This is a genomic window from Insolitispirillum peregrinum (genome assembly GCF_900156605.1).
In the GTDB taxonomy this organism is placed as follows: Bacteria; Pseudomonadota; Alphaproteobacteria; order Rhodospirillales; family Rhodospirillaceae; genus Insolitispirillum; species Insolitispirillum peregrinum.
Window position 1 is genome coordinate 892,305 of sequence record NZ_FTOA01000001.1, and the last position, 18,059, is coordinate 910,363.

An 18,059-nucleotide genomic window follows, 5' to 3' on the forward strand; every position below is an offset into this window, starting at 1 on the left:
CCGCTATCCTTCTTCAACTGTCGTGTACTGTGGCGTCACATTTAACGCACACCGGTCTAACCTTTTGATTTACCGCAGTGATAGCGCGCAAAACCGGAACCACTTTTGCGCTCACTGCTCTAATGCCGGGGTCGCCGATAGCGTCCGGCTTCGCTGTCGCTGTCCTCTTGCTGGCCCTGCTGGAATCGCCCGGCATCGGCCGGGTCCAGACGAACCAGCATGGTCACGGCCTCGTCGTCATCCTGCCGGGACAGAACCTCACCTTTCCGGTACAGCCAGGCGATGGTCGCGCCATCGCTGATCGGCAAGGTAATTTCCAGTGTGATGCGGCTGTGGCTGAGGCGTTCATCAATCAGGGCCAGCAGGGTATCGGTTCCCTGACCAGTCACTGCCGACAGGGCCACCAGACGATCATCGCGGGCGGCCTCCATCTGCAGGGCGGCGCGGTTGTCGTCATCCAGCAGGTCGATCTTGTTCAGGGCCTCGATCAAACCGGCTTCGACCTCGGTTTCCAGTCCCAGCTCGACCTTCAGCACCTTTTCCACATCGGCTTTTTGCGCCAGCGTGTCCGGGTGCGCCACGTCGCGCACATGAACCACCACATCGGCTTCCAGCACTTCTTCCAGTGTGGCATGGAATGCCGCCACCAGTTCATGCGGCAGATGAGACACAAAGCCGACGGTGTCCGACAGGATGATCATCCGGCCAGAGGGCAGTTGCAACGACCGCATGGTCGGGTCCAGCGTGGCGAACAACTGGTCCTGCGCCAGAACATCGGCGGAGGTCACCCGATTGAACAGCGTCGATTTCCCGGCGTTGGTATAGCCGACCAAGGCGACAATCGGATAGGGCACCCGTTTGCGCGCCTGCCGGTGCAGGTGGCGGGTGCGCTTGACTTCTTCCAGTTCTTTCCGCAGGCGGGTAATACGGTCGCCGATCAGGCGGCGGTCGATTTCGATCTGGGATTCCCCCGGACCCCCCATAAAGCCGAAGCCACCGCGTTGCCGCTCAAGGTGAGTCCACGACCGCACCAGCCGCGAGCGTTGATAGTTCAGGTGGGCCAGTTCGACCTGCAGCATCCCTTCACGGGTGCGGGCTCGGGCACCAAAGATTTCCAGAATCAGGCCGGTACGGTCAATGACCTTGACGTTCCATGCCTTTTCCAGATTGCGCTGCTGAATGGGGGTGACATGGCAATCCATCACCACCAGCTCGGCCTCGGTGTTTTCGAGGATTGGCACCATGCGCTCGACAGCCCCGGAACCGATGTAGGTCGCCGGTTTGGGCTTTGGCATCGGCACCACTTCGCCGTGGACCACATCCAGATCAATGGCATGGGCCAGACCGATGGCTTCTTCCAGGCGGGCTTCGGGCAAGCGCCCATCACCCGGCCCTCGTTTGAGGGCCGGGTGGATCACAACGGCACGGGACCGCTTTTGTTTACTGTCCAAGAGGACTCCACACATGAGGGTATTGTGCGAAAAATGGGAACCGGTTTTCGCAAAAACAATGCGACAAAACAAAAGGCTGAAGCTGTGAGCCTGAAAGGTGAATCACGCTCACAGCGCCAACAGGGACAGGAAGCACCGGGCTTCCGTCGAGATCGGGTGGGATCGGGCGGGATCAGACCTCGCCGTCTTCCTTCTGCGGCTCGAACAGCTGGATCGGCGTCGCCGGCATGACGGTCGAAATCGCATGCTTGTAAACCAGCTGGGTATGACCATCCCGACGCAGCAACAGCGAGAAATTGTCGAACCAGGTCACGATCCCTTGCAGCTTTACACCGTTCACCAGGAAGACCGTCACCGGGGTCTTGTTTTTACGGATGTAGTTCAGAAACACATCCTGCACATTTTGATTTTTTTCGTTCGACATCACTTCAGCCCTTCCGCTGTTCTTTTGTTGCCCCTGGGGGAGCGGGGTTCCTAACCCCTGGATGAGAGGTATCACTGAACGGTACCAGAGGGAACCGCCAGTGTTTCCAGAAACACAGTAAAATCCGCGCAGCCACAGAATACATGGTGCGGGGTATAAGCTCCAAAGTTTTTATGGCTCTCTGGATCTGGATGCAAGAGGACCGTGCGGCATCCAGCGTTCTGGCCACACTCGATATCCACCTGATTATCGCCAATGAACCAGACCTGGGCCATGTCCTTTACCGGACTGCCCGCCAGCGCCATTTCAACCGGTTCCCGCGCGGGCTTGTCCCGGCTGGCATCACCGGCCCCCACCAAACGGATGAAATACTGATCCCATCCCAGTCGGGTTGACTCCGCGCGCAAAAAGCCACCGCTTTTGTTCGAGACAACGGCGACATAAAGCCCAAGGCGACGGGCTGCTTTCAACAGATCCTCCGCCCCCGGCAAGGTTGCCAGCATGTCGAGATGGATCGCGGCGAACGAAGACTGAAAGATGTCCTTTGCTTCCAGCCAGCGGTCCCCGAACAAGGCGGGGAAGGCATCACGCATGGACTTGGCAATCCGCCCTTTGGCTTCGCTTTCACTCCACGGCTGATGCCCCATCGCGACCAGAGTGGCATTCATCGCCTGAATGATGCTGGGCCAGGTATCGACCAGCGTGTTGTCCCAGTCGAAGATCAACGCCTGCGGCAGCGGCGGCAAAGACATCGCATTCTCTCGTTATCATCAAAAAAGTCTTCAGGACCAAGCCACTGCGGGCGTTATTCCGGCCACATGCCCGACATAGAGTGTTCGCAGGGCCAGCGCAAGAGGCCCCGGAACACCCTCCCCGATTTTGACCCCGTCAACCGACACGATCGGCATCACATAGGCAATGGTTGAGGATACGAACACTTCGCGGGCCACTTTGGCTTCTTCCAGAGTAAACGAACGCTCGACAACAGTATAACCCGCCGCACGGGCCAGCCGGATCAGCACCATCCGGGTCACACCGGGCAAAATATCGTGGCCAACCGGATGGGTCAGGATTTCACCGCTGGCGTTCACCATCCATGCGTTGGAAGACCCGGCCTCGGTTACAGTCCCGTCCGGGGCAACCAGCAGAGCCTCATAGGCTCCCTGCTCAGCGGCCTGCTGTTTGGCGAGAATGTTGGGGAGCAAGGACACCGACTTGATATCCCGGCGGCGCCAACGGATATCCGCAACACTCACAGCCGAAACACCCACAGAGATACTCTCGGCTGACGGGCCGCTCCCCGGTCGGGCGGTGATCACCACCGACGGCATCACACCGTGCGGGAACAGGTGGTTCCGGGGGGAAACGCCGCGCGTCACCTGCAGATAGAGTATCCCGTCGCGCACCCGGTTGCGCTGGATCATCTGGCGCAGGACCACAATCCACGCCGCACGCTGTAACGGGTTGGCGATCTGCAAGGCCGCCAGTCCCGTACACAGCCGGTCATAATGCAGGGCAAAATCCACCGGCAGGCCACCGCGCACCGCAACGACCTCGTACAAGCCATCGGCGAATTGATACCCACGATCCTCGACATGAACCGACGCCTCGCGGTGAGGAACATAACGACCGTTCACATAAGCGACACGCGACATCAGGCAACCGCTTTCCCGTCAGAAGTATTCAAAACGCACCGAGCACAGCTTTTCGACTTTCTTGACCGCTTCGGCAGCAGCAAACAGGATCACCCGGTCACCGCCCTGCACCACCGTATTGCCGCGTGGCATGATCACGGTATCTCCGCGCACCACGGCCCCCAGCATCACCCCCAAAGGCAGCTTGATGTCTTTCAGCGGCCGACCAACAAGGCTGGATGTCTCGAGGGCATCAGCCTCGATCAGCTCGCCAAAGCCTTCGTGCAGGGAATGTACCGAGTGAATGCGGCCCCGGCGAACATGGTGCAGGATGTTGGAAACGGTGATCGAGCGCGGATTGACCACCACGTCAATCCCCAGGCCCCCCATCAGGGTGTTATAGGTGGTCTTGTTCAGCAGGGAAATGGTGCGGGCCGCACCGTACCGTTTGGCCAGCAACGCCGCCATGATGTTGGTTTCATCATCATCGGTCAGGGCAATGCAGGTTTCCACTGCCCCCACTCCGGCCTCATCAAGGATTTCCGGCTCCAGGCAGTCACCACACAGAACCATCGTCCGGTTCAGTGTTCTGGCGACATATTCCGCCTGCTCTTTATTCTGTTCGACGATTCTGACCGAGATTTCAGGATGTTCGGCCTCCAGCTGTTGCGCAAGGAACAGCCCGATATTGCCACCTCCCAGAATCAGAATTCGGCGCGTCTGCTTTTCTTCATGCCCAAAGGCTGCCATGGCGCGCGCAGTGTGGGCAGCGGCGACGACGAAATAGACTTCATCTCCCGGCAGCATCTGGTCTTCGGGGGTTGGTACGATCGGGCGATCGTTCCGCACGATGCCGACCACCACCAGCTGCAAATCCGGGAACAGCACCGACAACTGGCGCAACGGGGTGTGAACCACCGGGGTATCTTCGGTGCAGCGCACGGCCAGCAAACGGACCTTGTTGTCTGCCAGCGGAATCAGGTCAATGGCACCCGGCACCTGCAAGCGACGGGTAATGGCCCGCGCCACCTCGATTTCCGGGCTGATGATCACGTCAATCGGCAGATTCTCGCGGGAAAACAACTGTGCCCACATCGGATTCAGGTAAGAGCGGTTGCGCACCCGGGCGATTTTGGTCGGAACGTTGAACAGGGAATGCGCCACCTGACAGGCGACCATGTTGACTTCGTCCGCATGGGTCACGGCCACCAGCATGTCGCAGTCCTGTACCCCGGCCTGCTCCAGCACGTCAGGGTGCGAGGCATGCCCGATAACCACCTTGGCATCCAGCGCATCGGCCATCTTTCGCACCAGCTCGGGCCGCTGGTCGATGACGGTAATATCGTTTCCTTCATCGGCCAGATAGCGGGCAATGTTATAGCCAACCTGCCCTGCCCCACAGATGATCACTTTCACCGTCGTTCCCCTTTTCTCATCCCTTGCCGCGTTCTTCGCCCGTGACACCCAGAGACTTCAGTTTACGATGCAAGGCAGACCGCTCCATACCGACAAACTCCGCCGTCCGCGAAATATTGCCGTTAAAGCGGGTAACCTGAGCCAGCAGATATTCCCGTTCAAACATTTCCCGGGCTTCGCGCAGCGGCAAGGCCATGATCTCGCCCGATCGTTCCAGACGCAGCACCTCTGGCGTGATCGAACCGATTTCCGCTGGCAGCATATCGACCCGGATCACCTCACGCGCATCGCCCGGTGCCATGATCAGCAGCCAGTCGATCACGTTGCGCAACTGGCGCACGTTGCCGGGCCATTCATAGGCCTGCAAAGCCGCCAGCGCGTCTTCCCCCAGCCGCCGGGGCACAGTGCCAGCCGCCTGAGCCGCACGCGCCATGAAGTAATCTGCCAGCACCGGAATGTCTTCGCGACGGTCCCGCAGGGCCGGAATTTTCAGCGGTACCACATTCAGCCGATAGAACAGGTCTTCGCGGAACTCTCCGCTCTGGATCAGCAGGTGCAGATCACGGGTGGTACTGGCCAGAACACGGACATCAACGGCAACCCTGTGTGTTCCGCCCACACGCTCGAACATCTGATCCTGCAGAACCCGAACGATCTTTCCCTGCGTCTCCAGGGGCATGTCGGCGATTTCATCCAGCAGCAAAGTGCCGCCATCGGCCTGTTCCAGCAGGCCAACCTTGCGCGGACCGTCCTGACCATCAAAACCGCGCTCGGTACCGAACAGCTCGGTTTCCATCCGGTCCGGGTGCATGGCCGCACAGTTGACCACCACAAACGGCGCTTCGGCGCGGCGGGATTTCTCGTGGATCAGGCGGGCGGCCACTTCCTTGCCGGACCCTGCCGGCCCGGTAATCAGAATCCGCGAGCCCGACGGTGCTACCTTGTCAATGGCTTGCCGGATTTGCGACATTGCCGACGAGCGCCCATGCATTTCGCCGGTGTTGCTTTGCTGGCGGCGCAATTCCTCGTTCTCGCGCCGCAGACGGGCGGCCTCGTTGGCCCGTTCCAGAATCAGCAACAAGCGATCGGTCTTGAACGGCTTTTCAATAAAATCGTAAGCCCCGATCTTGATCGCAGACACCGCCGTTTCGATGTTGCCATGTCCCGAGATCATCACCACCGGAATCCCCGGTTGTTCGGCCTTGATCACTTCCAGCAACTGCAGGCCGTCAAGGCGCGACCCTTCCAGCCAGATATCAAGAATGATCAAATGCGGAGCCCGCTCGCCAATCGTAGCCAAAGCCTGATCAGCGTTTGATGCCTCGCGGGTAGCATAGCCTTCATCCTCCAGAATGCCAGCCAGCATCATCCGGATATCGGCTTCGTCATCGACAATAAGAATATCGCGCGCCATTTAGTGACTGTTTTCTTTACTGCTTAACAGGACGACTGGGCATCAGCATCCCGATGCGGAAACGCCATAACGACACGAGCCCCTCCATGCGGAGAATCTTCGAGGCTCAACGTACCATGATGGTCTTCCATGATTTTTTTGACAATTGCCAACCCCAGCCCGGTCCCTTTGGCCCGGGTGGTTACATAAGGCTCCGTCAAGCGGGACCGATCCTCCGGCAACCCCTTGCCATTATCCTCGATGATCACGCGATATGCCCCATCATCCCCCGCCGTGGTGTCCATGCTCAGCGCAATACATCCCCCACCCCGTTGTGCCACAACAGCCGGATCAGCGCCTTCGATTGCTTCGATGGCGTTTTTCAGCAAATTCGTCAAGGCCTGACCAACCTGTTGAGCATCGCACGACACAACAAGCGGCGTCGAGGGCAAGTTTACCTCAAAGCGAACCGCCGGATAGGCGGTCTTTTGCAGGAACACCGCCTGTCTGGCCAATGTCACCAGATTTTCCGGCTTCATGGTCGGGGTCGGCATGCGGGCAAATGACGAAAATTCATCAACCATCTGACCAATATGCACCACATGACGAACGATCGTATCCGTACATTGGGTGAACACTTCGGGATCATCGGTGATCTGTTTCAGATAGCGGCGCTTCAGGCGTTCGGCAGACAGTTGAATCGGGGTCAGAGGATTTTTGATCTCGTGGGCAATGCGGCGGGCAACATCGGCCCACGCCGCCTGCCGCTGGGCGCTTTGCAGGGCGGTGATATCGTCAAAGGTCAACACATGCCCGATCAGTTCCCCGTCCAGATTTTCCGCCGTCACCCGCACCAGAAAGGTCAGGGCCTGACCATCACGCTGGATCACGATTTCCTGCTGAAGCTGATGATCGGCACGGCGAGGCTCGACCGCCAGCAAGGTGGCCAGTTCAGGAACCACATCATCAAGCGGCTCGCCCAGCAGATAATCCAGTTCCTGCCGCAGCAACAACGACGCCGAGCGGTTTGACAGGGTGATGCGCCCTTGCGGATCGGTCGAGATGATCCCGGCAGATACCCCCGCCAGCACCGTTTCGGCAAAGCGGCGGCGCTCGTCAAGGGCGCGGTTGGTGGTCAGCAGACGCGCCTGCTGTGCCGCCAGCTGGCTGGTCATACGGTTAAAGGTCCGCGACAGGACGGCAATTTCATCGCTGGCGGCAATCTCGGGAACCCGTACCGTCAGCTCACCGTTACGGATGCGTTCAGCGGCGTCGATCAGGTCGCTGATCGGCTGCGCCAGGCGGGTGGCAATCGACAACCCCAAGCCCACCGCCGCCATCAGCACCATCAGGGCAACGACGATAAAGATCAGCGAGAAGGTCAGTTCCAGACTGGACCGCCCCGTTTGCAGTCGCCGGTATTCCTCGACGGCACGATCAGTGCGTTCCATCGACTGAATCACCTGCTGTTCAACGAACCGCCCGACATACAGGTAATAGTCCGGCACCACATCCAGCTTGACCAGCGCCCGCACCCGGTCATCAGACTCCCCGGTCAGCACCGCGACTTCGCCGTTATTGGCCCGCTCCAGCGCCCAGTACGGGACTTCTTCGAACTGCAGCGAGTAGGTGTAGCCAGCCCGTGCCACCACCTTGCCGCCGGCATCAAAGATCACCGCTTCGGTCAGGCCGCGAATGTTGGCCTGCGACGCCAGATAGCGTTCCAGCACCTGCTGGTCGAGCATCAGACGCGCCCAGCCGCGCTGGACATCACCAGCAACAGCCAGCACTTCCCCGGCGATCACCCGTTGGTGTTCCTTGAGGTAGGCTTGCGCCACCGCCTGCGATTCATTCAACGCGGTACTGACCCGCTCGCCGAACCACGACTGCACACCGATATTGAAGAACAGGGCCGAAAACACCGCCACCAGAATGGCCGGAGCCACCGCAATGGCCGAGAACAGCCCGACAAAGCGCAATTGCAGCCGGGACCCGGCGCTTTTCGACCGATGCCGCAGCCACAGGCCCACCAGCCGCTGGGCAACCATCGCCCCCAGACACAGTAACAGCACCAGATCAAGGTTCAGCAGGATGATCAGCGCATTGGACTCAGGGTCCGTCGGCGCCCAGCCGGTCATCACCGCATAGGTGGCAATTCCTGAAATCAGCGCTGCCACCGACAGGAAAACAGCCAGCTTGCGGCCAAAGGTTCCATTGCGGAACCAGACCCCCATACGCAGCATCAGGCGGCGCATGGAAACGCCGCCTGTCTGACCATCCCGCCGCCTGCTGACCACGGTCTATTTCACCCCGCGAATGACGGAAATATCCAGATCACGGATCTTCTTGCGCAGGGTGTTCCGGTTCAGGCCCAACACCTGAGCAGCCTTGATCTGGTTGCCGCGTGTCGCATCCAGAGTCAGCGAAATCAGCGGACGTTCCAGTTCCCGCAGAATACGGTCATACAGCCCGGCAGGCGGCAATCCATCGGGATGGGCGGCAAAATAGGTGCGCAGATGGCGTTCGATCATGTCCGACAGCCCCTCGTCGGGGTTGCCTTCGCTGATGGTGGGCGGCTCGACGGTCGCCAGCTCCATTTCGATCGCCTCGACCCCGACCACCTCATCGGCATGCAGGGCGGCCAGACGGCGGACCAGATTTTCCAGCTCGCGGATGTTGCCCGGCCAGCGGTGGCGCTTCATGCGCTCCATGGCGGCGGCATCGCAGGTCTTGTGCGGCAGCCCTTCTTCGGCAGCGATGTTAAAGAAGTGCTGGACCAGTTCCGGAATGTCGTCCGCCCGCTCACGCAGGGGCGGCAGGCGGATCGGCACTACGTTCAGGCGATAGAACAGGTCTTCGCGGAACAGCCCTTGACGGATCAGCTGGGTCAGGTCGCGGTGAGTGGCCGCAACGATACGCACGTTGGCCCGAATCGGGGTCCGGCCGCCGACCGTGGTATACTCGCCTTCCTGCAGCACACGCAGCAGGCGGGTCTGCGCCTCGGGCGGCATGTCACCGATTTCGTCCAGGAACAGCGTCCCGCCTTCGGCCTGCTCGAAACGGCCCTGCGCCCGGGCTGTTGCCCCGGTAAAGGCACCCTTTTCGTGGCCGAACAGCTCGGACTCAATCAGTTCGCGCGGGATTGCCGCCATGTTGACCGCAACGAACGGCCCGTTCCGCCGTTTGCCGTAGTTGTGCAGGGCGCGCGCCACCAGCTCTTTGCCGGTCCCGGACTCGCCGGTGATCATCACCGTCAGGTCGGTGTTCATCAGGCGTGCCAGCGTGCGATAGATTTCCTGCATCGCCGCCGAGCGACCGATCAACGGCAGACGGTCTTCGTCACCCTGCGCCTCGTGCGGAACGCCCAGGCTCGGCTTGGGCAGGGACAGTGCGCGGCGGACCACCGACACCAGTTCCTGCAAGTCAAACGGCTTGGGCAGGTACTCGAACGCACCGCGCTCGGTCGCCTTGACGGCGGTCAGCAGGGTGTTCTGTGCGCTCATCACAATGATGCGCAGTTCCGGGCGCAGCTTTTTGATGCGCGGGATCAGGTCCAGACCGTTTTCATCTGGCATCACCACATCGGTGATCACCAGATCGCCATCCCCATCCGACACCCAGCGCCACAGCGTTGCCGCATTGCCGGTGGTCCGCACGTCATAGCCTGCCCGCCCCAGCGCCTGAGTCAAAACAGTACGAACGCCGTGGTCGTCATCGGCCACCAAAATTGTCGGAGAGGTCGTCATTGCAGGCTGAATCCTGATCGGGGGAAACGGGAACGCTCAGTCAGTACACGAAAAGCGGCAGTACACAAAAAGCGCAGGGGAAAACAAGGGTCAGGCAAGATCCGGGGCAGGCTGGGACTTGACAATCGGCAGCATGACCTTAAAGACCGTCCGCCGGGGCAGGCTGTCAAATTCAATGATCCCGCCATGGTCATTGATGATCTTGGCCACCAGAGCCAGCCCCAGGCCGCTGCCTTTCGGCTTGGTGGTCACGAACGGGTCAAACAGGTTCTGACGGATATCCTCGGGGATGCCTTCACCATTATCCTGCACGCTGACCACCAGCGGCAGGTGGATCATCGAGCTGGTGCCCGGCACCTGCACCCGCACTCCGTGCTGATAGGCGGTGCTGAGGACGATTTCGGCATTCTCCAGCGGACAGGCTTCGGCGGCATTCTTCACCAGATTGAGGAACACCTGCACCAACTGGTCACGATTGCCCCATACTGGCGGCAGCGAAGGGTCGAAATGCTCGAAAAAGCGCACATGCTTGCCAAAGCCGTTTTCGGCCAGACGACGGACACGTTCGAGCACACTATGGATGTTGACCGCTTCCCGTTCCAGTGGCGGCTGCTCCGAGAAGACTTCCATCCGGTCAACCAGTTGCACGATCCGGTCGGTTTCGTCACGGATCAGAGTGGTCAGAACCCGGTCTTCCTCGCTGACCACCTGCTCCAGCAACTGGGCAGAGCCACGGATACCCGACAACGGGTTCTTGATTTCGTGCGCCAGCAACTGGCTCATCGCCGTCACCGAGCGGGCAGCACTGCGATGGGCGAGCTGCTGGCCGATCCGCATCGCCAGCGTATGTTCCAGAATGGACAGCAGTGCCCAGCCCGAGCGGTCCACCATCGGCGACACCTGCACGGTGACAGTCCGGGTTCCGGTACGCAGGGAATCAAGCGTTGCGCCAAATTCCGATACCGGGCTGTGGTTGGCCAGCGACTGACGGACCAGCGCGCAAATGGTGCTGTCCTGCGGAATCAGGCTATCCAGCCGCTGCCCGCACATGTGCAGGGCACTCAGCTCGAACAGTTGCTCGCCCGCCAGATTGACATAGCGGATGACCCCATCCAGATCGATGGCAAAGACCGCCGTCGGCAACGTCCCGAGAACGGCTTGCAGGTCAGGCTTCAGGGCCTCGGTGAGGTTTTTGCGTGTTGAACGTCCGAACATCAGGCTGCTAACCGTTCCTGCTGGAGAAGGAAAAAATCGCCAAGAGCAGCCCGCGCAGTGGCGGGCTCCTCCAGCGCATTAAAGGCTTCACGGAACGCATTGGCGCCCGTCAAGCCATGAACCGACCAGGCGACATGCTTGCGAGCCACCCGCAGGCCCTTGTAAGACCCATAGTGCTCCAGCAGGCTGTCGAAATGCTCCTGTACCACCGCCGCCCGCTCTGCCAGCGGCGGGTCTTCCGGCTGTTCCCCGCTGGCAAGGAAGCGGGCGATCTGCCCCAAAAGCCACGGTCGTCCCTGACTGCCACGCCCGACCATCACCCCGTCAGCGCCAGAGGCCTGCAAGGCTGTCGCAGCCGCCGCACAACTGTCAATATCACCATTGACCACCAGCGGCAGCGACATCGCCTCGCGGACGGCCCGCACCGCCGACCAGTCAGCGGAGCCGGTATACATCTGGCAGCGGGTCCGGCCATGGACGGTCACCATCGCCATCCCGCTTTGCTCGGCAATCCGCGCCAAAGCCGGAGCGTTCAGGGCATCATTATCCCAGCCGAGCCGCATTTTAACCGTCACCGGCACCGAAACCGCTTTGGCGACCGATTCCATGATCTGCCCGGCCAGACGCTCGTCCCGCATCAGGGCCGACCCGGCAAAGCCCTTGACCACCTTTTTCACCGGGCAGCCCATGTTGATGTCAATCAGCGCCGCTCCGCGATCGACGTTGATGCGGGCGGCTTCGGCCATCACCCACGGCTCGTTGCCAGCAAGCTGCACCGCCATCGGGAATTCTTCCTCGCACGGCGTGGACATCCGCAAGGTATCATGGTGAGCCCGAACCATCTGGGAACTGGCGATCATTTCGGAATAGACCAGCCCGGCGCCATAGCGTTTCACCAGGCGGCGAAACGGCATGTCGGTGACTCCGGACATCGGAGCCAGCAACACCGGGTTTTCAATGGTCAGGGATCCAATTGCTAACGACATGATCTCACAGATAAAAGGCGCGCCCCATCACCGGGCACGCCTGCATAATAATTAGGCAACGACAGGAAAATCAAATAGAAATATCGCCTAGCTGATAAGCACATCTGTAACGAATTTCACGCCGGGGTATGCCAGCGTCAGCAACAGCCACGCTACCAGAATCAACCGGGCGGCAATTCTGCCCCGCATACCAACGAAACGATGAGCCGCCAACAGCAAGCCAATCAGGAAAAAGGCCAGCAAAGACAACAGGGTCTTGTGATCGAGCGTCAACAGGCGCCCCCGTTCGAACCATTCGACCGCCATCCCTGATCCCAGCCCGATCGCCAGCACCGCCTCGCCCGCCATCAGCAATCTGGTCGACAACCGCTCGGCATCGGCCATCGCCGGCAACTGGGTCGTCAGGCGGGTACGCCGCTTTTGCTTCAGGGCACGCTCTTGCAGGAACGACGCCAGCGCCGCCACCGCTGCCAGCGTCAGCAAGGCATAGGTTCCCACCCCGACCAGGATGTGCAACCCCAGCCAGCCCGATGGCAGCGTCCCCGGCAAGGCATGGCCCTGCGCCTGCTGCCAGACGGTTGCCATCACCGCCATCAGCACCACATAGGGCATCAGCAGCGGCAACAGTCGCCACATGTGTGCCAACAGCACCGAAGCGGCCCCAAAGGTGAAAATGATGGCAGTCAGCGTCACCCACAGCGTCGGGGCAAAGCCGGTCACCCAGTGCCCCCAGACCAGCGCCAGCGCCAGCAGGGCCGGACCGATGAACGCCAATCCCCCCGCGGCCCAAAAGGCATGATCGCGGGCAGGTACGGGCCGGACCACCAGCAGGGCTGCGGGCAGCAGGCAAAGCAACGCCGTCAGGCTATGGAGGAGTCCTGGTAACATGGCGCTGATCATAGCCAGTTGGCGGGTAAAGACAATGCTGCCCTGCATGATGATCGTCATTTCTGGCGGGGTCGGGTCATTTTCCAGAAAGCGATTCCCTTTGTCGCCGGATCGCTTTACGCTCGCGCCCCCATCATCAGCATCCGGGCCCGAGCATCCATGAAGGTTGCCATCCTTGTTGTCGCCGCCGGGCGGGGAAGCCGCTTTGGCGGACCTTTGCCCAAGCAGTACCAGCCCCTGCAAGGCCGTCCCGTCCTGCGCCACTGCCTCGCCACCTTTGCCGCCCACCCCGGCGTGGCGGCCATCCGGGTGGTGATCCACCCCGATGACCGCACCCTGTACGATCAGGCTGCCGCTGGTTTGACCCTGCTCGATCCGGTGGCGGGGGGAGCCGAGCGTCAGGACAGCGTGCGTCTGGGACTGGAAAGCCTCGATGGCATGGGCTTTGATGTGGTGCTGATCCATGACGCCGCCCGCCCGGCGATCAGTCGGGCGGTGATTGACCGCGTGCTGCAGCCCCTGCGCAATGGCACCGCCGACGCCGTGCTGCCCGGCCTGCCGGTTGCCGACACCATCAAACGGGTGAGCGCCGACGGCTCGGTCGAAGCCACTGTCCCGCGCGTGGGCCTGTGGCGGGCGCAGACCCCGCAAGGTTTCCGCTTTGTTCCCCTATTGGCCGCCCACCGGGCCGCCAGCGGACTGGCCCTGACCGATGATGCCGCCGTGGCCGAACATGCCGGGCTGCGGGTGCGGATGGTGGAGGGGGATGGTGACAACGGCAAAATCACCCTGCCCGCCGACCTGCTGTCAACCGATGCCGCCCCGGTGCAGTGGGAAACCCGCACCGGACAGGGCTTTGACGTCCATGCCTTTGCCGAAGGCGATCATGTCACCCTGTGCGGGGTCAACATCCCGCACAGCCACCGCCTGTCGGGGCATTCCGATGCCGACGTGGCGATGCATGCCCTGACCGATGCCATCTATGGCACCATTGCAGCCGGAGACATCGGCCATCACTTCCCGCCGTCGCAAAGCCGCTGGAAAGGCTGTGATTCTGCGGTCTTCCTGCGCCATGCCCATGACCTGCTGCGCGCTGCCGGGGGCCGATTGCGCCATGTGGACCTGACCATCATCTGCGAAGCGCCAAAGATCGGCCCGCACCGATTGACGATGGCTGCCCGGCTGGCGGAGATCCTCGACCTGCCCGCTCACCGGATCAGCGTCAAGGCCACCACCACCGAACAGCTCGGCTTCACAGGCCGTCGCGAAGGCATTGCCACCCAGGCCATGGTAACCGTGCAGGTGCCCGATGATGGCTCATGATGCATAGATAAACCCCTGTGCCGCCGCCTGCTGATGTGGAACATCCGTTCGGCAGGCCAGCACCTGACCAACCGGGCAGTCTTCGGCATGACTGCCCGGCAGATAGCCGGTGGACATCAGGAATTCATTGACCACTTCCGGCCCGGTAAAGCGAAAGGTCTTGCGGAACAGCTTGACCCACTCGGCCTTTTGCAGCGGATGATGCGCCGCCAGCCAAGTGGCAAAACTGCCAGAGGCTGCCTGCAGCGCCTGTACCACCTGCGCATTGTGGACGATGGCGGCGACTTTCAGGCGGTTGCGGATGATCCGGGCATCTTCCAGCAACGCCTGTTGGCGTTTGGCATCATAGGCCGCCACCGTTGCCACATCAAAACCCTCGAACGCCGCCACGATTCCCGGACGGCGCTTGAGGATCAGTTCCCACGACAGCCCGGCCTGAAAAATTTCCAGACACAGACGTTCAAACAGGGCGTTGTCATCGTGTAACGGCACACCGTACTCATTGGCGTGGTAGTCATGATGAACCGGATGCCCCGGTGCCAGCGAGCAATACCAGCTCATCGCCAAAACCTCCTGTTATTGGCCTCTCGTTATTGGGCCGTCCAGCCACCATCAACCGGCAACGCTGTTCCGGTAATGTTCTGGGCCGCTGGAGAACACAGGAACACCGCCAGTGCCCCGATGTCTTCGGGCGAGGCAAACCGCTTGGACGGCTGCTTTTCGCCCAGCAAGTCCTTGGCACCCTCTTCGTTCGGCACCCCCAGCGCCTGCGCGCGGGCTTCGATCTGCGCCTGCACCAGCGGAGTATTGACCCAGCCCGGACAGATGGCGTTGCAGGTGATGCCGCCCTCGGCATTTTCCAGCGCAATCACCTTGGTCATGCCGACCACGCCGTGTTTCGCCGCCACATAGGCCACCTTGTTGATCGAGGCGACCAGCCCATGGACCGAGGCGGTGTTGATGATCCGCCCCCAGCCGCGCTGCTTCATGCCGGGCAGCAACAGGCGGGTGGTGTGGAAATACGAGGTCAGGTTGATCGCCAGAATGCTGTCCCACTTTTCCGGCGGAAAGCTCTCGGTCGGCGACACATGCTGAATCCCGGCGTTGTTCACCAGAATGTCCACCCCGCCCAGCGCCTGCTCGGCGGCACTGACCAGCGCGCTACAGCCCTCGGCGGTAGAGATATCCGAGCCATCATGAAAGACCGGGACGGAAAACTCCTCGGTCATTGCCTCGCGTTCGGCGTTGATCACCGCCGGATCACCCAGCCCGTGAATCATCACCTGACAGCCCTGCCCGGCCAGCGCACGGGCAATTCCCAGACCAATCCCGCTGGTCGAGCCGGTGACCAGAGCGGTTTTTCCCTTCAGCATGGCATACGCCTCCCTTGTTTGATTTACACCAACCCTTGCCGAGTCAGCGAGCCTTGAAAAAGCGTTCCGCCGCAGTCCGCGCCCCGTCCTTGGCAGCGATGGCGGCCCGCGCCCGCAGGATTTCCTGCTCCAGAGAGCTGATATAGTCCTGCAAGGCCTCCACACTCATCATTTCGAAGTCTGGGGCCGCCAGCGGGCGGGGGCGCGGGTCCAGCTCGTCAGTGTCCATAACCAAATCCTCATGAAGGGGCCGACGACAGAGGTTGTCGTTGCCAATGATCGTGATAGGGTAACGCGCCACCCCTTTGGCACGTCAAGCTGACAATCGCATACCAGCCACAGGCAATAGCCGGGTTATCGGGATATAAGGAGCCGCCCCATGTCCGCCAGCATGAACTGCATCGAAATGACCGGCCCCGGCGGCCCCGAGGTTCTGGTGAGTGCCCAGCGCCCGCGCCCCGAGCCCAAAGCCGGTGAAGTGCTGATTCAGGTGGCCGCAGCCGGTGTCAACCGCCCCGATTGCCTGCAACGGCTGGGCCTGTACCCGGCTCCGGCAGATGCCTCGGACCTGCTGGGGCTGGAAGCCGCCGGGATTGTCGCTGCCGTCGGCCCCGGTGTCACCACCCTGAAAGAGGGAGACGCCGTTTGCGCCCTGTTGCACGGTGGCGGCTATGCCAGCCATGTGACCGCCCACGCCGGCCACTGCCTGCCGGTGCCCAAGGGCTTTTCGATGGTTCAGGCCGCCGCCCTGCCGGAAACCTTTTTTACCGTCTGGCATAACGTGTTCCAGCGTGGCGCCTTGAAAGCCGGGGAAAGCCTGCTGATCCATGGCGGCAGCTCGGGCATCGGCACCACCGCCATCCAGCTTGCCAAGGCCTTTGGCGCAACCGTGTTTACCACCGCCGGATCGGCGGACAAGTGCGCCGCCTGTCAGGAGCTGGGCGCCGACCGGGCCATCAATTACCGCGAAGAAGATTTCGTCGAGGTGATCAAGGCCAGCCCGTCCAGGGGCGTTGACGTGATCCTCGATATGGTTGGCGGCGACTATCTGCCCAAGGCGGTCAAGGTCCTGCGTCCCGACGGGCGGCATGTGTCGATTGCCTTCCTGCAAGGGTCGAAAGTGCAGATGGATTTCATGGCGGTGATGCTGAAACGCCTGACCTTCACCGGCTCGACCCTGCGGTCGCAGACCATTGCCTTCAAGAGCGCCGTTGCCAGCGCCCTGCGGGATCAGGTGTGGCCGTTGCTCGATCAGGGGAAAATCGCTCCGGTGATTCACCAGACGTTCCCGCTGGCCCATGCTGCCGAAGCCCATCGCCTGATGGAAAGCTCGGGCCATATCGGAAAATTGGTCCTGACAGTGGATTAGGGGTGGTGAACGCCCGCCGTTATGGTGATAATCTTGGTAGCTGGTGACCCTGCCCCCGTGAGGGGTCACCACCATATCGCCCCTTGTACGGGCAGGCAAATTCCACTAAAGGAACGGCTTGCTCGTCCGAAGTCCAAGAACAATCCGAAAGGGAATAACCATGGCGCTGCCTCTGATGCCGAAGGCAACGGCCGTTTGGCTGGTGGAAAATACCGCTCTGAGCTTTGAGCAGATCGCTGAATTCTGCGGGATGCACGAGCTGGAAGTGCAAGCCATCGCTGACGGTGAAGTCGCGGCCGGTATCGTGGGTCAGGACCCGCTCGCCAATGGCCAGCTGACACGCGCAGAGATCGAACGCTGCGAAAAGAACGAGAATGCCAAGCTGAAGCTGAGCATCAGCGACATTCCCCGTCCGCAGCAGCGGGCCAAAGGCGCGCGCTATACCCCCGTTTCCAAGCGGCATGACCGTCCCGATGCCATCGCCTGGCTGCTGAAGCATCACCCCGAACTGAGCGATGCCCAGCTGTCCAAGCTGATCGGCACCACCAAGCCGACCATCGGCTCCGTCCGCGACAAGTCCCACTGGAACGCGACCAACATCAAGCCGCGCAACCCGGTGACCTTGGGCCTGTGCACCGAAGCCGACCTCGAAAAGGAAATCGCTCTGGCGCCGCGTCGTCCGGGCGTGGTCCAGCCGGTGGTGGATTACGGTTCGGACGTCGAGGAAGAAGAAGAACCCCGGCAGGAGCCGCTGGTTCCCAGCTTCCTGGCCGATGCCATGACGCGCCGCCCGCATGGTGGCGGGGACCGTTCCTGATACAGCGGTACGTTAAGAGCGATA

Annotated in this window: 17 protein-coding genes; 3 read left to right on the top strand and 14 right to left on the bottom strand. The window is 61.3% G+C overall.

Annotation, left to right across the window (positions count from 1 at the left end):
• Window positions 1-119 precede the first annotated feature (119 nt).
• The 11 genes from hflX to BW995_RS03825 all read right to left on the bottom strand — a co-directional run bounded on the left by hflX (window position 120) and on the right by BW995_RS03825 (window position 13,213).
• Window positions 120-1,466: a GTPase HflX gene (hflX, locus tag BW995_RS03775; RefSeq protein WP_076398935.1), complete on the bottom strand. Its 1,347-nt coding sequence runs from the start codon at window positions 1,464-1,466 to the stop codon at window positions 120-122.
• A 157-nt stretch (window positions 1,467-1,623) separates the two neighbouring features.
• Complete coding sequence (gene hfq, locus BW995_RS03780; RefSeq protein ID WP_076398804.1) at window positions 1,624-1,875, bottom strand: RNA chaperone Hfq; 252 nt, start codon at window positions 1,873-1,875, stop codon at window positions 1,624-1,626.
• A 71-nt stretch (window positions 1,876-1,946) separates the two neighbouring features.
• Window positions 1,947-2,627, bottom strand: a complete 681-nt coding sequence (locus tag BW995_RS03785) for an HAD family hydrolase (RefSeq protein WP_076398805.1) — start codon at window positions 2,625-2,627, stop codon at window positions 1,947-1,949.
• Between the two features lie 30 nt (window positions 2,628-2,657).
• Window positions 2,658-3,530, bottom strand: a complete 873-nt coding sequence (locus BW995_RS03790) for a D-amino-acid transaminase (RefSeq protein WP_076398806.1) — start codon at window positions 3,528-3,530, stop codon at window positions 2,658-2,660.
• An 18-nt stretch (window positions 3,531-3,548) separates the two neighbouring features.
• Window positions 3,549-4,925, bottom strand: a complete 1,377-nt coding sequence (gene trkA / locus BW995_RS03795; RefSeq protein ID WP_076398807.1) for a Trk system potassium transporter TrkA — start codon at window positions 4,923-4,925, stop codon at window positions 3,549-3,551.
• Between the two features lie 16 nt (window positions 4,926-4,941).
• Window positions 4,942-6,339 carry a nitrogen assimilation response regulator NtrX gene (ntrX, locus tag BW995_RS03800; RefSeq protein WP_076398808.1) on the bottom strand — a complete coding sequence of 466 codons (1,398 nt, stop codon included), beginning with the start codon at window positions 6,337-6,339 and terminating at the stop codon, window positions 4,942-4,944.
• A 23-nt stretch (window positions 6,340-6,362) separates the two neighbouring features.
• Entirely contained in the window at window positions 6,363-8,573 is a 2,211-nt protein-coding gene (locus BW995_RS03805) for a sensor histidine kinase NtrY-like (RefSeq protein WP_139332739.1), read from the bottom strand.
• Window positions 8,574-8,618: 45 nt separating this feature from the next.
• Window positions 8,619-10,064: a nitrogen regulation protein NR(I) gene (ntrC, locus tag BW995_RS03810; protein ID WP_076398809.1), complete on the bottom strand. Its 1,446-nt coding sequence runs from the start codon at window positions 10,062-10,064 to the stop codon at window positions 8,619-8,621.
• A gap of 90 nt (window positions 10,065-10,154) precedes the next feature.
• On the bottom strand, window positions 10,155-11,279 hold the full coding sequence (locus tag BW995_RS03815; RefSeq protein ID WP_076398810.1) for a two-component system sensor histidine kinase NtrB: 1,125 nt from the start codon (window positions 11,277-11,279) through the stop codon (window positions 10,155-10,157).
• A complete protein-coding gene (dusB, locus tag BW995_RS03820) occupies window positions 11,279-12,265 on the bottom strand; it encodes a tRNA dihydrouridine synthase DusB (protein ID WP_076398811.1) in 987 nt (328 codons plus the stop codon). The genes BW995_RS03815 and dusB overlap by 1 nt, the downstream gene beginning before the upstream one ends.
• 87 nt (window positions 12,266-12,352) lie before the next feature.
• Window positions 12,353-13,213, bottom strand: a complete 861-nt coding sequence (locus BW995_RS03825) for a cytochrome C assembly family protein (RefSeq protein ID WP_245821245.1) — start codon at window positions 13,211-13,213, stop codon at window positions 12,353-12,355.
• Between the two features lie 99 nt (window positions 13,214-13,312).
• Here BW995_RS03825 and BW995_RS03830 point away from each other — a divergent pair, with 99 nt between their 5' ends.
• The gene (locus BW995_RS03830) at window positions 13,313-14,476 is read left to right on the top strand and encodes a bifunctional 2-C-methyl-D-erythritol 4-phosphate cytidylyltransferase/2-C-methyl-D-erythritol 2,4-cyclodiphosphate synthase (RefSeq protein ID WP_076398938.1); all 1,164 of its coding nucleotides are present in this window, start codon (window positions 13,313-13,315) and stop codon (window positions 14,474-14,476) included.
• On the opposite strand, the gene BW995_RS03835 is transcribed toward BW995_RS03830, so the two are convergent.
• Genes BW995_RS03835 through BW995_RS03845 form a run of 3 tightly spaced genes read right to left on the bottom strand, consistent with a single transcriptional unit; the run spans window position 14,471 to window position 16,078 of the window.
• Window positions 14,471-15,037 carry a DNA-3-methyladenine glycosylase I gene (locus BW995_RS03835; protein ID WP_076398812.1) on the bottom strand — a complete coding sequence of 189 codons (567 nt, stop codon included), beginning with the start codon at window positions 15,035-15,037 and terminating at the stop codon, window positions 14,471-14,473. The two genes, BW995_RS03830 and BW995_RS03835, sit on opposite strands and share 6 nt — an antisense overlap.
• Before the next feature lie 29 nt (window positions 15,038-15,066).
• Complete coding sequence (locus BW995_RS03840) at window positions 15,067-15,849, bottom strand: 3-hydroxybutyrate dehydrogenase (RefSeq protein WP_076398813.1); 783 nt, start codon at window positions 15,847-15,849, stop codon at window positions 15,067-15,069.
• Between the two features lie 43 nt (window positions 15,850-15,892).
• The gene (locus BW995_RS03845) at window positions 15,893-16,078 is read right to left on the bottom strand and encodes a DUF1192 family protein (protein WP_076398814.1); all 186 of its coding nucleotides are present in this window, start codon (window positions 16,076-16,078) and stop codon (window positions 15,893-15,895) included.
• 150 nt (window positions 16,079-16,228) lie between these two features.
• Between BW995_RS03845 and BW995_RS03850 the strand changes: the two genes are divergently transcribed.
• Together BW995_RS03850 and BW995_RS03855 are read left to right on the top strand one after the other, a co-directional pair.
• Window positions 16,229-17,218, top strand: coding sequence for an NAD(P)H-quinone oxidoreductase (locus BW995_RS03850; protein WP_076398815.1), 990 nt, complete (start codon window positions 16,229-16,231; stop codon window positions 17,216-17,218).
• Window positions 17,219-17,378: 160 nt separating this feature from the next.
• The gene (locus tag BW995_RS03855; RefSeq protein WP_076398816.1) at window positions 17,379-18,035 is read left to right on the top strand and encodes a DUF1013 domain-containing protein; all 657 of its coding nucleotides are present in this window, start codon (window positions 17,379-17,381) and stop codon (window positions 18,033-18,035) included.
• Window positions 18,036-18,059: the final 24 nt, after the last annotated feature.

What these genes read in the sequence shown, in the direction of transcription:
- hflX (WP_076398935.1), bottom strand. Translation starts at nt 1,466, where the DNA reads ATGTGTGGAGTCCTCTTGGACAGTAAACAAAAGCGGTCCCGTGCCGTT.
- hfq (WP_076398804.1), bottom strand. Translation starts at nt 1,875, where the DNA reads ATGTCGAACGAAAAAAATCAAAATGTGCAGGATGTGTTTCTGAACTAC.
- BW995_RS03785 (WP_076398805.1), bottom strand. Translation starts at nt 2,627, where the DNA reads ATGTCTTTGCCGCCGCTGCCGCAGGCGTTGATCTTCGACTGGGACAAC.
- BW995_RS03790 (WP_076398806.1), bottom strand. Translation starts at nt 3,530, where the DNA reads ATGTCGCGTGTCGCTTATGTGAACGGTCGTTATGTTCCTCACCGCGAG.
- ntrX (WP_076398808.1), bottom strand. Translation starts at nt 6,339, where the DNA reads ATGGCGCGCGATATTCTTATTGTCGATGACGAAGCCGATATCCGGATG.
- BW995_RS03805 (WP_139332739.1), bottom strand. Translation starts at nt 8,573, where the DNA reads ATGCGCCGCCTGATGCTGCGTATGGGGGTCTGGTTCCGCAATGGAACC.
- ntrC (WP_076398809.1), bottom strand. Translation starts at nt 10,064, where the DNA reads ATGACGACCTCTCCGACAATTTTGGTGGCCGATGACGACCACGGCGTT.
- BW995_RS03815 (WP_076398810.1), bottom strand. Translation starts at nt 11,279, where the DNA reads ATGTTCGGACGTTCAACACGCAAAAACCTCACCGAGGCCCTGAAGCCT.
- dusB (WP_076398811.1), bottom strand. Translation starts at nt 12,265, where the DNA reads ATGTCGTTAGCAATTGGATCCCTGACCATTGAAAACCCGGTGTTGCTG.
- BW995_RS03825 (WP_245821245.1), bottom strand. Translation starts at nt 13,213, where the DNA reads ATGACGATCATCATGCAGGGCAGCATTGTCTTTACCCGCCAACTGGCT.
- BW995_RS03830 (WP_076398938.1), top strand. Translation starts at nt 13,313, where the DNA reads ATGAAGGTTGCCATCCTTGTTGTCGCCGCCGGGCGGGGAAGCCGCTTT.
- BW995_RS03835 (WP_076398812.1), bottom strand. Translation starts at nt 15,037, where the DNA reads ATGAGCTGGTATTGCTCGCTGGCACCGGGGCATCCGGTTCATCATGAC.
- BW995_RS03840 (WP_076398813.1), bottom strand. Translation starts at nt 15,849, where the DNA reads ATGCTGAAGGGAAAAACCGCTCTGGTCACCGGCTCGACCAGCGGGATT.
- BW995_RS03845 (WP_076398814.1), bottom strand. Translation starts at nt 16,078, where the DNA reads ATGGACACTGACGAGCTGGACCCGCGCCCCCGCCCGCTGGCGGCCCCA.
- BW995_RS03850 (WP_076398815.1), top strand. Translation starts at nt 16,229, where the DNA reads ATGTCCGCCAGCATGAACTGCATCGAAATGACCGGCCCCGGCGGCCCC.
- BW995_RS03855 (WP_076398816.1), top strand. Translation starts at nt 17,379, where the DNA reads ATGGCGCTGCCTCTGATGCCGAAGGCAACGGCCGTTTGGCTGGTGGAA.